Origin of the sequence: Micromonospora polyrhachis (assembly GCF_014203835.1) — a bacterium.
In the GTDB taxonomy this organism is placed as follows: domain Bacteria; phylum Actinomycetota; class Actinomycetes; order Mycobacteriales; family Micromonosporaceae; genus Micromonospora_H; species Micromonospora_H polyrhachis.
In genome coordinates this window covers 1,898,678-1,912,132 of sequence record NZ_JACHJW010000001.1, presented here as the reverse complement: position 1 = coordinate 1,912,132, position 13,455 = coordinate 1,898,678, and the positions used below count along the sequence as shown (strand labels likewise).

Sequence of the window (13,455 nt, the reverse complement as noted above, 5' to 3'; positions counted from 1 at the left end):
ATCGAACCAGCGGCGGATGTCCCCACCGTCGGAGCGGTCCGGGGTGGCGGTCAGCCCGAGCAGGATCTTCGGTTCGAGCCGGCCCAGCAGCCGCTGGTAGGTCGGTGCCTCGGCGTGGTGGAACTCGTCGACGATCACCATGTCGAACTGGTCCGGCGTGAGCTCCGCCCGGTGCAGTGACTGGATGCTGGCGAAGACGTGCCGCCACTGGCTGGGCCGATCACCGCCGACCAGCGTCTCGCCGAAGGTGCCGTCGCGCAGCACATGCCGGAAGACCGACCGGCTCTGCCGCAGGATCTGCTCCTGATGCGCTACGAAGAGCAGTGAGTCGACGGTCCCCGCCTGACGTAGCCGGTGGTAGTCGAGGGCAGCGACCACGGTCTTGCCGGTGCCGGTCGCCATCACCACCAGATTGCGGTGCCGACCATGCACCGCGCGTTCGGCGGCAAGGTCGTCCAGGATTTCGCGTTGATAGCCGTACGGCCGCACGTCGATGGTCGTGACCTCGATGCCGAGCGGGTCGGTTCGGCCGCCGGCCCGTTCGGCGCCCAGTGCCCGCCGCAGGCGCAGCCCGTCCCGGTTCGGCTCGTACGACTCGAACGCCGGATCGTCCCAGTAGTCCTCGAACGTCGCCTCGAAGGTGTCCACTACGTGCGGCTGTTCCAGCGCCGCTATCCGGACGTTCCATTCCAGTCCGTCCACCAAGGCTGCCTTCGACAGGTTGGACGAGCCTACGTACGCCGTACTGGCGCCGCTGCCCCGACGGAACAGCCACGCCTTGGCGTGCAGCCGGGTGGTCCTGGTCTCGTAGGAGACCTTGACCTGCGCACCCAGCTCGACGAGTCGGTCCAGGGCTCGCTGGTCCGTAGCGCCCAGATACGTGGTGGTGATCACCCGCAGCCGACCACCCCGCTCGATCAGGTCCCGGATCGGCTGCTCCACCAGGCGCAGACCATGCCATTTGATGAACGCGCAGAGCAGGTCCGCCTCATCGGCGGAGGCGAGCTCGTGACCGACCTCGTGCCCGATGCGGGGTTGACCTTTGCCGTTGACCAGCAACGCCCCGGTGTTGAGCGGAGTGGTGGGTCGTACCGGAAAGCTGACCACGTTCGTCGGCGCGGGACGCGCCACGATTGCTGTCAGGAGGTCGTGTGAGCCAGCCACCCGGTCGGTGGCGCCGCTCGCACCCGGATCGAGGTGTTCGATCGCCTCGGCGATCCGGTTGGCGACCTCGACCTGTCGGGCCAGCCGGTGCCGGTCGCTGCTGGGGACTGCTCGTAATGCGCGGCGGGCCAGCGCGGCGATGTGTCGGGCGAGCACCTCGTCGGCGTCGGCCGGGTCGAGATCGATCCGCTGGACCAGGTCCGCGTCGATGCGGCGGAGCCGCTCGGCGAGCTTTTCGGTGATCAGATGTTCGTAGATGCCGCGGGGCAGATCCGTCACCGGGAGAAGGTAACCCGTCCCGCTGGTTGATGCTCTCGCGGGACACCCCGACGAGGTGATCATGACCCTATGGACGTTAAAACCGCCCGGCTATGTCTATAGCGTCATGATCACCAAGGTCGAAGGGGCAAGGTGGCTGTCTCAATCTCGCAAACCGGACACAGTCACGACTTTGCCGGAGCCCACGGTCGCTGGCCGAGCCGCTGTCGACGGACAGGTTATCGATGGCAGGCGGGCGTTACTGAAAACTGGGCATCAGGCCGGCGGACCGGAGGCGGTCGTAGGCGGTCTGAATATGGGCGGGTGTAAATAGCCTTGCCTTTCGGCCACTCCAGGTCTGGATGCGGTGGACCAACTCGTTGATGTCGGCGGATGGCGGATGTTGCTGGGCGGCATAGTGCACGGTGGCGAGCAACTCAAGGCTGTAGGGCGTCTCGAACCCATCGATGAGCCGGGCGAGTTGGTCCAACGCCTTGTCTGAGCTGTCCGTGTCATGTGAAGCGGACCAGGCCGCGACGGCTTCGGATGTACCGGGTGTCAGGTTGATGGGCCTGAGTTCTTCGACTCGAGCCGACCTGTCGCCATAGCCGATGAGGTAGTGGCCCTCCAGTAGCTCCAGAACGCGGTGAAGACTCTCGGCGTACGGCCCGTACGGGCCACGGCCGAACGAGAGGCGGAAGGGTTGACCAAGTGCTTGGAGAAAATAGCTGATCTTCTGAATCTCCAGCTCGGTTACACCGTCACGTGGTTCGAGAGTGCGGGCGCGATCAAGGTAGCTATCGATTCCTCTCAGCAGAGTTGCCCGGCCAGGGGTAAGCGGTGGCTTTGCGGTGGCAACCGGCATCTCGGCGGGGGCAGGTGCACCTTCGGGAGGGAAAAGGAGCACCCGTACGTCTGGCAGCGCCTCGAATGCCTGCTCGATCGCCAATCGGACCCGATCCCAGTCGAGTCCTCCGTTGCCGCAGCCGAGCGCGGGCACTGCCACGGAGCTGATCCCGAGCTCTCGTACCAACCGGACCAGGGCGGCCAGGCCAGCCTCGATATCGGCAAGCTTGGAGTTTGACCGCCAATGGCCCTTTGTCGGGAAATTGATCACATAGCGACGAGGGCCGAGGCGAGCGGAGTCGAAAAGAAACATTTCGCCCAGTTTGACTTTGCCTGTGGCGCACGCAGCTCGATAGGCTGCGTAGTTTGCCGGGTAGGCGCGCTTGAACTGCAGCGCGATTCCCTTGCCCATCACCCCCACGGTGTTGACGGTGTTGACCAGTGCCTCGGCGTCTGCCGTCAGCAGGTTGCCATGGCTGACGATGATCACTTGCTCACCTCCCCCGGAGCGTACCCGTAGTACCAGCTCGGTCTGACATCAACGTAAGCCCTTGGGGCGCCGGCCGATCGTAGGACCTGCCGCAGCTCTTCCTTCCGAGACGGGGTACGTACCACGTACCCCGTTACCAGATCGAGCGGAAACTCGCGATGGACGAGGAACTCCGCCATGCGTCGTCGGACCCGATCCCGGTCGTCCGGCAAGTTCTTCCAGATCTCCTCTCCCATCAGGGGCCAGTCCACCAACTCGGCAAGATCATGAAGAGATCGGGTGAATCTTGTCAGTGAGGCAGCGCAGTTGCCGTCGCTCGCAGCCCATGCCAACCCGGCGTCGTGTACTCGGTCCACCGAGCTCACCAGGTAAACCAGAGGATCGTCTCCTCCGGGATAGCGGTCTGCAGCCTGGTCCCGGTGCTCGCACGCGATGCGGTACATCATTGGTGAACGCTGCGCGAAATAGAACGGGACATAATCGGCAACCATACCGAAAGGTGGACAACTGACACGTCGTTGACGGCGTGCGGCCTTGATGTCGGTTGCGCCGACATTTGTCACCAGGAGAGCGGCTACCGAGCTGTCCGCGATCAGCCGTCCTGATGCGAGGATCGCCGGCATATTGGTGATATGGGTGAAGTGCATGATCAGTGCCCGTTCGGGCGGACGCGCCCAGTTGTTCAACTGTCAGTCCAGCTCGCTGGCGTCGATTCTGGCCCTCACCCCTGCGTGTTCGGCGAGTAGGTAGAGCAGGTTGGAGCCATCGATCAGTTCCAGAGGCTTCCCCGATGCAAACTCGTAAGACGCGGGCCCGTAGCCGCTGGTGGTAACAAGGATTCCCTTGGATGCTCCCTCGTTCTGCATGGTGCCGAAGAGGTCGCGGACAGCGGACACGTCAACCGTGTTGCGATAGCGCTTGGCCTGGACAACGACCTTTCCGCCGAAGATTGGCCGAGGATCGAAGGCGACACAATCGACACCTCCGTCCCGGGAAGCGCGAGTTTGCTTCGTGTCCAGGCCCATTTTGGTAAATAAGTTCTGGATCAAGCTCTCGAATTCGGTCGGGCTGAGCTTCAGCAGGTTGGGGCGCTGGTCCAGGTCGGCCAGGACGTCGACCTCGTCGACGAAGCGCTTGTCGACCATGTCGAACTCAAGCACCGGCCGGACCGGTGCGAGTGCCTCGGGCCGCCTTGACACTGTAGCGTTTAGATGATTTAGGCAAGCTGTTGGCTCGACTCGGTCCAGACTGAGCGACGTGAACACCTCACGAGTGCTTCGGAGACTGACCAGGCAGGGTTGGACAGCAGCGCCTGTGCGCGGATCGGTCGTATCGACGATCCCGTTGAAGACGATCGTTTCGACCAGGCTCGAACGATCAGCTTCGAAGAGCTCATGAACGGTACGCAGGGTCACCTGCGCGATGAGGTTCGCGTACCGATCCTTGATTTCCTTCATCGGCCGAGCCGATGTGGTGACCTCGTCACGTGCCTTGACATACCGGTACTCGCGTACCGCTGGGACAACCTCCAGTGTCGGCAGGTGGTACTCCACGACGAGCTGGCGCGACTCGGGGACATAGGCCAACCGGTAGTGTTGGGGAAAGTCATCTGGGTAGACGGAGTTGCCCAACACCATCCCGAGGTAATCGACGACTGCGTTCGGCTCTCCCTTCGCCACCGCGATCGCGAACCGGTCAACCTCCGCGTTGTGTGCGGCAATCTGTGCCTCGACTTGCTGACATTGCTGCTGGTATCGCTGGTGAGCGGCCGTCAGCCGCCGCTGTCGGTGCGTCTCAGCTGCTGCGTGTTGCGCCTGAGCCTGGTCGAAGGCTTGCTGTGCGGCAGCGATCTGTTGCTGATGCTTTGCCTGGCTGCCGAATAGCCTGCCGAGTCCACTTGGCGAGGGCGGTTCGAACTGGTGCCAGTTTGGCGGGGGCAGCGGTACGCCGACCGGCCCAGGGGTGAACGGAGGGTGGGAGACCGTTTTCTTGAGAAGCGCGAGGTCGATGTGATCATCGACGGTGAGCGTCATCGCCAGCAGCGAGTCCAGCTCGTCGAGGCGGGCGTTGAGATCGGAGTTGTCAGCGGCGACTTCAGCGAGCCGGGCTTCGATGTACAGGCGCTTTCGATCACGCTCATCGGCGGCCGCCGCGCGCTCGGCGGCCTTCATGGCGCGCTCCGCATCGCGGCGTAGCTGTTGCTGATGACGGTGGGCGGCCGCGCCGGCGCGTTGCTGGGCGCGTACCTGTCGGGCATGCGCCCGTTGCATCTCCTTGATGATGCCCATGCTGTCCTACTCGATCGAGGGGTGGAGCGGACACCATAACGAAGATTGACGATGAATGTAACTGACGGTGCCGTGCCGGGTGGGTATGCGTGACCGTTTGGCGTGCTGGGGATGCAGAGACTGGTGGTTACCGGTGGTCGGACAGGTCAGGATGAATGGCCAATCGGTCCCACGTCGATGGGTTCGTGACGGCGGAGGGCCGAGCGGTAGTGTGCCGGGGAGCATGCGGGGAGGCTGGAGCGAGGTTGCGAGCCGAGTTGATGGTGCCGCCGGGGGTCGAGGCGGAACGGGTGATCACCGCCGTACTGGCCGACCTGCGCTCCGGCGACCATCGTGGGGTGGTGGTGGACTCGCCACCCGGGGCGGGCAAGTCGACCCTGGTGGTGCGCGCCGCCGGCGAACTGGCCGCGGCCGGCGAGCCGCTGATCATCATCGCGCAGACCAACGAGCAGGTCGACGACCTGATCGACCGATTGGCCAACTCCGCCCCCGAGCTGCGGATCGGCCGGTTGTCAGCCACTGACTACGTACCCTCGGCCCGGGTGCAGGAGCACACGGGGGTCCGGGTCGGGAGCAAGGTCGCGGAACTCGGCGGACCGGCCGTCATCATCGGAACGGCTGCCAAGTGGGCCACCGTCACCGAGGGCTCGTGGCCGTGGGCGATCGTGGACGAGGCGTACCAGATGCGCTCGGACGCCCTGCTGCGCGTGGCCAGCCGGTTCGAACGGGCGCTGTTCGTCGGCGACCCCGGACAGCTCGACCCGTTCTCGACGGTGGAGACCGTCCGCTGGACCGGGCTGACCTGGGACCCGATGCAGAGCGCGGTCGCGGTGCTGCTGCGCCACAACCCGGATCTGCCGGTGCACCGGCTGCCGGTGTCCTGGCGGCTGCCCGCCTCGGCGGCTCCGGTGGTGGCGGCGGCGTTCTATCCGTTCACCGGATTCCGGGCCGGCACCACCGAGGCCGACCGGGTGCTCACGTTGACCGAGCCCGGTCCGGGTGACGCCTTCGACGCGAGCGTGGAACTGGCGGCCACCACCGGTTGGGGCTGGTACGAGTTGCCGGCCCGGTTCGTACCCCGTACCGATACGGAGGCCGCCTCGGCCTGCGCGGCGCTGGCGTTGCGCATCCTGGACCGCAAGGCGGTCGCGGTCTCCGAACGCGCCCCGGCGGGCGCACCGGTCACCGCCGACCGGATCGCGATCGGGGCCGCGCACCGTGACCAGGTCGCGGTGATCCGATCCCAGCTCGGCCCGGCCGGCGCGGACATCACCGTCGACACCGCCAACCGGTTGCAGGGCCGGGAGTACGACGTGACCGTGGTGCTGCATCCGCTCTCCGGCCGGCGGGACGCCACCGCCTTCCACCTGGAGTCCGGGCGGCTCTGTGTGCTCACCAGCCGGCACCGGCACGCCTGCCTGGTGGTGGCTCGGGGCGGCATCGCCGAACTGCTCGACGCCCACCCGTCCACCGAACCGGTCCACCTCAACGTCCCGGTCAAGTTCCCCGACGGTTGGGAAGCCAACCAGGCGGTCCTGGCCCGGCTCCGGGCGCACGCCGGTGCCGTCGTGGCCGGCGAGCCGGCATAGCCCTTTCCGGTACGAGCCGGCACAGCCTCCTTGGTCCGACCCGACACCGCCTGTCTGACGCGACCCGACGTCGTGTGCCGGCGATGCGCCCGATCAGCCGTGACCGGCCGAGATCCTCTGGTTGAGGTCGACCGCTTGGAGGAACCGTTCGCGGGCCGGTCCGGTCAGGCTGCCCGCCTTGCGAAGGACCTCCGCCCGCGCCAGACGGAGGGATTCGTGCGCGCCTTCGCCGTCTCCTCTTGCCTCCTGGATGCGGCTGTGATGATAGAGAACCTCCTCGACGCATACTGCGGCCAGTCGCCAGTCGACCTCGCGTAGCTTGTCCACCGCCGCCGCGCTGTACCCGTCGGCCGTCATGGTGTCACCGACCGCCAGATGCAGCCGGCCGAGCAGGGAAAGGGCAACTATCTCGCTGCGGCGCATTCCGGTGCGGCGTGTTTCGGAAAGGCATTCCTCTAATATCTGGCGAGCTGTGTCGTAGTGGATCGGATTCGTGGCGGCCATGGCGATGAGGCTTGTCGCGTACAGGTTGGCTACCAGGGGAGCGAGATTGGCCTGCCAGGTCAGCTCCGCTTCGGCTCGCGCCTGCTCCAGTAGGGGCAGACCGGCGGGTTCCGCCCGGTCCAGCGTCATCCTCGTGCCGAGATAGGCCAGGTTGACCGCGTGCCATCCGTCCGGTTCGCTGCCGTCGTTCAGTTCGACCGCCTCCGTGAGCAGCGCCTCCGACTCGGCCAGGTTGCCGGCTGCCGCCTCCACCTGGGCCAGATAGTTCAGCCCGATCGGGAGCAGCCCGAGCGCGGCCCGTAGCCGGACGGCGGGAATGGTCGTACGAAGCCGATCGAGTGCGGGGCCGATCTGGCCCGCGTCGAACAGACTGATGCCGAGCTGAAGGGCCAACATGTATCGTGCCCGCTGCACGACGGGGTCAGCGTTGTTCGCTACCTCTGGGAGACCTGCGACGGTGGTCTCGGTCTGGTGGAGGACCTGCAACCCCGCCGCGACGTCGGCCTTCGGCAACTGCCGCCCGTACTCGCATCCCGCGAGCAGGATGCTGACCGCGTTGCCACTGTGCAAAGCCCGCTCCCATGCCTCCCGCAATGGCCCGAGCGCCGCCGGCACGCCCCGGGTGTAGAGCAGGACCTTGCCATGTAGGTAGCGGATTCGTATCTCCAGATCGATGTCCCCGGCCGTACGGGCAGCGGCGAGCGCCTCGGTGGAGAGTGCCTCCAGCCGAACGGTGCCATCCGCTTCCGGACGGGTTCGCCAGCTCAGTTCGCTCGCGGTGAGCATCAGTTCGATCAGTTGCGCGCGGAGGCGGTCCGCCTCGCTGCTACCACGCATCCTCCGGATGTCGTCGAGACCCTGCGCGGTTATCGCGACCACCTCTCGGGTCGACGCGCCGGTCGTCGCCAGACGGCAGGCGACGTCATGGGCGGCGCGTCCAGCGGCCAACCAGTCGCGGGCCATCCGATGGTGTCGGACGAGGTCTAGTGCTATCTCCTGTGGTGGTTCCGGATGCTCCTGCGAGTAGGCCCCCATTACTTGCCCGATCTTTCGATGGCGTTCACGCCGCTGGCTTGGAGTCTGGTCCCGGTACAACGTCTCCTGAAGGAGATCGTGTTCGAACGAGTACCGGTCGCTGCCGATGGACTCGTCCCAGTCATCCGGTTCGACCGGATAGATCAGGCGAGTTTCCTTCCCCAGCCGGTGGAGCCGGGTCGCGACCGCGTCGTGCGGCTGCTCGACAAGCCGTGCGACGACCTTGCTGTGAAACTCCCTGCCCTGAACCGATGCGACGGAAAGTAAACGGAGGTCGTCGTCGCTCAGCCGGCGTAGCCTCGCCCAGATCACCGCGCCGACCTGGTCGGCCAGCCCGCTCTCAGGATTGCTGTTGCCCGCGAGCTCGTTTCCCACATCACCCAGTGTTACCGCTGCGGCAGGTAGTGCCAGTCTGGTCTTCTCCTCGGAGAAGTAGTACTGCAGGAGGAACGGGTAACCGCCGGTCTGCTCGGTGATCCGGCGTGCCGTGGAGGCGGAGGGCTGGCGACCGACGACCAGTTGGGCCAACTCGGCAACCGCCGGAACCGGCAGTCCTCCGAGCCGAAGCCGGCGGGCCATGTCGTGTAGGCAGAGGTCTTCCACGAGGTGTCGAGCCGGCGGGTTGTCCGTCAGCTCGTCGTCCCGAGCAGCCAGGACGAGTAGGACCGGCTGGTCCGCCAGGGCGGAGGACAGATACGAGAGCGCGGCGCAGGAGCTTCCGTCGATGCGATGGGCATCGTCGATCATTACCACGACGGGTTGCTTCTCGCGGAGCGTGAGGAGTACGGCTTCGGCTATCGATCGGGCGGCCATCCGGTTGTCCACGAGAGGTGCACCCGGGACCGGACCGGACAGTGTCTCGGCGACCATCTTCAGTGTCGGCCCAAAACTGGGTACCAGGGTGAGCAACTCCGGCCATCGCGAGCGGAAGGACTCGCCCGAACGGCGCAGCAGCCGTTTGCGTCGGCTGCGGGTCTCCTCCATCTGCGCGAGCAGATCCAGCAGCGGACCGTACGCCTCAAGCTGTCCCACCTGGGCGTGGCAGCGGAGTGGGATGAAGGTCGCCGGCCCACCCGCCGCAGTGACCCGGTCCAGCAGGGCGCTCTTTCCGATGCCTGCCGGTCCCTCGACGACGAGAATGCCACCCTGACCAGCACATGCCTGCTCGACGAAGGCCCGGATGATCGCGAACTCGTTTTCCCGATCGACGAACGCCTTCATCGGCATGCCGACTCCGCTCAGAATGACCTGGCAATCGTGGGTTTCGATCCTCCCAGACGGGTCTCGTTGTTTCTGCCCCGTGAACCGGCTGGCGCGTATCGGGAACCAGTCGATGCGCCCGATCAGCCGGTCGAGCGGTCACGGGCGCTGCTGGATGTCGACCGGCTCGCTGGCCGACACCGTCAGCCCGGCCTCGGCCATGTGTTCGGCGACCCGCCGCCACCGGGCCGCATGCCGGTTGCAGATCTCGCGGGCCTGCCCCGCCAGCAACTGTCCGCCTCGCAGGTCCCGATTGCACAACTCGGTGCGGTGCCGGCGGCTGGCTTCGCATCCCCGCTTCGCGAACTCGATCTCCACCGACAGGATCGTCCGGTCGACGCTGTCCATCCGGTGTTGCACGAGTTCCTCGATCGGCACGGGGGACCGGAGGTCGTCACCGTCGAACTCCTCGGACCCGGCCATGACCACATCGTCGAAGCCGGGCACCGCCGGTGGGAAGGCCGCCTCGGCTAGTTTGGCCGGATCGACGGCCTCCCGGACCAACTGGATGAAGTCAGCCCGGTCCCGCCAGTAGCGGGCCCGGTCCCGGGCGATGCGTTCCAGCACCTCCCAGGTCCGGATGTCCACCCCGAGCCAGTCGATGACCTGGTGGATGTCCGTCCCCTCGGACTGCCGGCTGCGTCGGTGCCAGGTCTGTTCCAGCAGGCCCGCACCCTCGCAGAGGAGTTCCTTCACGTACGCCGACATCCGGAGGTTGATCACCTTGTCGGGGCGGGGGAAGAAGAGTTTCAGACTGGGGTACTCGTCCCGCTCGAAGTGCCAGAACTCTGGTTGGTGTCGCAGGGGGGCCAGGTCCGGATCGCTGCTGACGATCCAGGCACGCAGCCGGGCGGCGACTCCGCTCTCCGTACAGGCCAGGGAGGCGCGTAGCTGCTCCACCGCCTTGCAGGAGAGCTGTTCGATCGAATCGCAGTCCGATGGCCTCAGGGGCTGATTCGACACGTAGCCGTACAGGGCGAACCCGTAGGTGCACGCCGCGTTGTAGTAGTCGTAGGAGCTCAGGTGCGGCCAGTGCAGCCAGCGTCGCTGTGCGCGCCGGATCGCCCGGTCCAGGAGTTCCACGGAGGGCGGCCAGCTGACCGTGATCGCCTGGGCCCGACGGCGGGCGGTCCGACGCCACCAGGGCCGTAATGAGCCGCCCTGGCCGAAGACCGGGGCGGGGACCCCGGCCCCGTCCAACCGGGCCGGTCGCCAGCCCTGGTGCCGCCACTCGTACAACGCCTTCGACAGGCGCAGTGGGGCCCAGACGTCCCGGGCGAGGCGGAGCACCGTACGGGTGGCGGCGGAGCGCGTACCAGGCACCAGCCGGGCGAGCAGGACATCTTCGTGCAGTCGGTACATCTCCTGTGCGGCGGCGACCTGGAGGACGACCCGGGCCGCCTCCGGTGACTCCGCCAGCACCTGCCGGAGCCACTCCTTGGCGGCGTGCTCGTCCGCCGGCTCGTCGCTCCGCTCGTCGATCCGTTCGGCGGTCCGCCTGACGAACGATGCCGCCACCGGCCAGTACCGGTCGACGAAGGCCTCCTGTAGTCGCTCCCGCATCTGCCGATGGACCTTCGCCCGTTCCCCGACCGCGTCTTGCGCGAACCAGTGCTCGATGGTGCGCTCCGAGTAGGCGAGCGTGCAGGCGTACTGGTAGCGGAGCTGGATGGACTCGCGGCGCCGGACCACGTAGCTGAGGAAGCCGAGCAGGTAGCGCCAGGGGTGGCGCAGTCGGCGGCGCCGGGTGCTCCACAGGTGGTCGGAGTAGCGCCCGGTCAGTTCGCCGATCGCCAGCGCCCCCTGGTACGTGTCCAGGGCGTCGAGGAAGAGGCCAAGATCCTCCTGGACGCTGGCCACCATCAGCCGTAGGTCGGCGTTGAACGGGTCGCTACGCAGAGCCCGGGCATAGCTCCACAGCGCGGCATCGAGCTGCCGCCGGTCCTGTGCCTTCTTGCCCTCGTTGTACGCCTCGAAGAGGTCCGCCGGCAGCTCCCGTCCCCGCCACTTGCGCCACGGGGCAATCTTGGCGAGCCGGGTCACCGGCAGCACTGTCGCGAGGACCCAGTACGCCGTCTTGCTGGCCGCCTCGTCCCAGTCGCGTCCCCACTGGGTCGTCATGGCGCTGCGCCCGCCGCCGAGGAACGAGGTGACCGTGGCCGAGATGCCGTACCTCGGTTCCTGGCGGCGGATCTGAAGCGCGCCGGTGACCAGGTAACCGGTTCGGGGCCACATCCGGGGCAGCGTCTGGAGGGCCAGCAGGATCGCGTTGGTCGACGTGACGTCCATCTTCTCCGCGACGTCGAGGAAGCCCTTTGGCGGCGGGTCGGCCGGTCCGGCGTACGGCGGGTAGATGTGGGTCTCGGACAGGTGCCGGCACAACTGGCTCTTCACATCGTCGACCGGTGCCTTCTCGTCCGGGGTGGCGTTGGTGAAGGCGTGTACGTCCACCGGGCCGGGCAGGTAGGCGAGTCGGGCCATCTGCCAGTGTCGCCAGGCCAGGAAGCAGACGATGGCGAGTACCACGAAGCCGAACCGTTTCCACAGGTCGACGCCGCCTCGGACGAACAGCGCGGCGAGACCGTCGAGGATCGACACGACCGGCGTGCCGTGCCACCAGACTCCGGTCGCGTCGCCTGCCCGATACAGCGCGGCGAGCACCGCCGACGTGGTGGCCAGGACCATCAGCCGCCAGAGCCAGATTCTCGGCATCGGCAGCGGGGCCGGAGCGGCACGCGAGTCTCTCCTGAGCCGGTGGGGCGTTCGCTCGTCCCACTGCCGGGATCGCTGGTTGTTCTTCGACGCGCTCCTGGTCCGGTCTGCCATCTCGGCCGCCGATCGATTCCGCTCCGCCCTGTCGGTGCGTGTTGACCTCTTACCATCAGGCTAGGGAGCGCTCCCGGCAAACGTGGCAAGACGGGAGAAACCATCCGTCTCGCTGTTTTACAACAGCACCACCGACCCCACGGGTGTTAGGAAGGGACCCTTCCTAACCCAGACCGGGGGTTACTGGGCCCAGGGCAGTTGCCGAGGCTCGTCGTTTCCCGGCACGAAGGCCTGCCCACCGATGGGCATGCAGACCAGGGCCTCGACCGGTCCCTCGTCGACGGTGATCTGGCGTACGACGCCAGCGGGCAGGACGGCTGCCTGACCGCTGGACACCGTCCGGGCCGTCCCGTCGACAGTGATCGAGACCGAGCCGGTGAGCAACATCCACACCTGTTCCCGGTCGATCGTGTGCACCGGCCCGTGCCCGTCGGGGGCCATCCGTACCCGCCAGGTGCTCAACTCGGTGCTGCCCTGGCTGGGGCCGGCGAGGGCGGTCATCACGCCGCCCGGGGTCGTCGTCGTCCGGTCTTCGGTCTCGCTGATCACGATCATGACTACTCCTGAGTCAAGTGGCTTTACTTGCTTCGGAAGTGATGAGTAAAGCTGCTTGACTCGCGTGTGTCAAGATGAGGCATGTCCAGTGGTGATCCGCTTGAGCGGACCGAGCTCACCTTCCTGCTCGGGCTCGGCTTCCAGCTCGTCCTCGGCGAGTTCAACCGTCGGGTGGCCGAGGTGGGCTATTCCGACCTGCGGCCGGTGCATGGGTTGGCGTTCCAGGCGTTACGCGGGTCGGGCATCACCAGCACCGAGTTGGCCGATCGGCTGGGGGTCACGAAACAGGCCGCCGGGCAGATCGTCGACGATCTGGAGAAGCGCGGATACGTACGCCGACAGCCGCACCCGGACGGCGGTCGGCGTCGACTGGTGGTGCTCACCGAGCGGGCGCTCGACCACCTGGCCGTCGCCGGGCAGGTGTTGCACGGGCTCGAAGCCGAACTGGCTGCTCAGCTCGGCGACGCGAACCTCGCCGGCCTCCGGGTGGAGTTGGCTCGACTGGTCCGGGAACTCGCTGGCGAGCGAATCCCACCGCTACGGCCGGTGTGGTGAGCGCTCCGCAGGTGGGTGGTCAGTCTGGGCGCAACAGTCTACTTGGGACTTGTGGGGGAAATGGGGCGACTCGCCGCGAGTACAG

8 protein-coding genes and 1 pseudogene are annotated in these 13,455 nt (G+C 66.7%); 2 read left to right on the top strand and 7 right to left on the bottom strand.

Going from position 1 to position 13,455, the window contains the following annotated elements:
* Nucleotides 1-93: 93 nt before the first annotated feature.
* The 4 genes and pseudogenes from FHR38_RS32070 to FHR38_RS07800 all read right to left on the bottom strand — a co-directional run.
* A pseudogene (locus FHR38_RS32070) lies at nt 94-1,506 on the bottom strand (DEAD/DEAH box helicase); the annotation flags it as partial.
* A 175-nt stretch (nt 1,507-1,681) separates the two neighbouring features.
* Nucleotides 1,682-2,758 (bottom strand): type II toxin-antitoxin system antitoxin DNA ADP-ribosyl glycohydrolase DarG, encoded by a 1,077-nt coding sequence (gene darG, locus FHR38_RS07810; RefSeq protein ID WP_184534041.1) that lies wholly within the window; start codon nt 2,756-2,758, stop codon nt 1,682-1,684.
* Nucleotides 2,755-3,444, bottom strand: a complete 690-nt coding sequence (darT, locus tag FHR38_RS07805; protein ID WP_184534040.1) for a type II toxin-antitoxin system toxin DNA ADP-ribosyl transferase DarT — start codon at nt 3,442-3,444, stop codon at nt 2,755-2,757. The genes darG and darT overlap by 4 nt, the downstream gene beginning before the upstream one ends.
* Before the next feature lie 3 nt (nt 3,445-3,447).
* The gene (locus FHR38_RS07800; protein WP_184534039.1) at nt 3,448-5,046 is read right to left on the bottom strand and encodes a restriction endonuclease; all 1,599 of its coding nucleotides are present in this window, start codon (nt 5,044-5,046) and stop codon (nt 3,448-3,450) included.
* 260 nt (nt 5,047-5,306) lie between these two features.
* Between FHR38_RS07800 and FHR38_RS07795 the strand changes: the two genes are divergently transcribed.
* The gene (locus FHR38_RS07795) at nt 5,307-6,635 is read left to right on the top strand and encodes an AAA family ATPase (RefSeq protein WP_184539376.1); all 1,329 of its coding nucleotides are present in this window, start codon (nt 5,307-5,309) and stop codon (nt 6,633-6,635) included.
* Nucleotides 6,636-6,728: 93 nt separating this feature from the next.
* Here FHR38_RS07795 and FHR38_RS07790 read toward each other — a convergent pair whose 3' ends face one another.
* The 3 genes from FHR38_RS07790 to FHR38_RS07780 all read right to left on the bottom strand — a co-directional run bounded on the left by FHR38_RS07790 (nt 6,729) and on the right by FHR38_RS07780 (nt 12,815).
* Nucleotides 6,729-9,401 (bottom strand): ATP-binding protein, encoded by a 2,673-nt coding sequence (locus FHR38_RS07790; RefSeq protein ID WP_184534038.1) that lies wholly within the window; start codon nt 9,399-9,401, stop codon nt 6,729-6,731.
* Nucleotides 9,402-9,533: 132 nt separating this feature from the next.
* A complete protein-coding gene (locus FHR38_RS07785) occupies nt 9,534-12,146 on the bottom strand; it encodes a hypothetical protein (protein ID WP_184534037.1) in 2,613 nt (870 codons plus the stop codon).
* A gap of 294 nt (nt 12,147-12,440) precedes the next feature.
* On the bottom strand, nt 12,441-12,815 hold the full coding sequence (locus tag FHR38_RS07780) for a cupin domain-containing protein (protein WP_184534036.1): 375 nt from the start codon (nt 12,813-12,815) through the stop codon (nt 12,441-12,443).
* 81 nt (nt 12,816-12,896) lie between these two features.
* On the opposite strand from FHR38_RS07780, the gene FHR38_RS07775 reads away from it, so the two are divergent.
* Complete coding sequence (locus tag FHR38_RS07775; protein ID WP_184534035.1) at nt 12,897-13,370, top strand: MarR family winged helix-turn-helix transcriptional regulator; 474 nt, start codon at nt 12,897-12,899, stop codon at nt 13,368-13,370.
* The last annotated feature ends 85 nt before the right edge of the window (nt 13,371-13,455 follow it).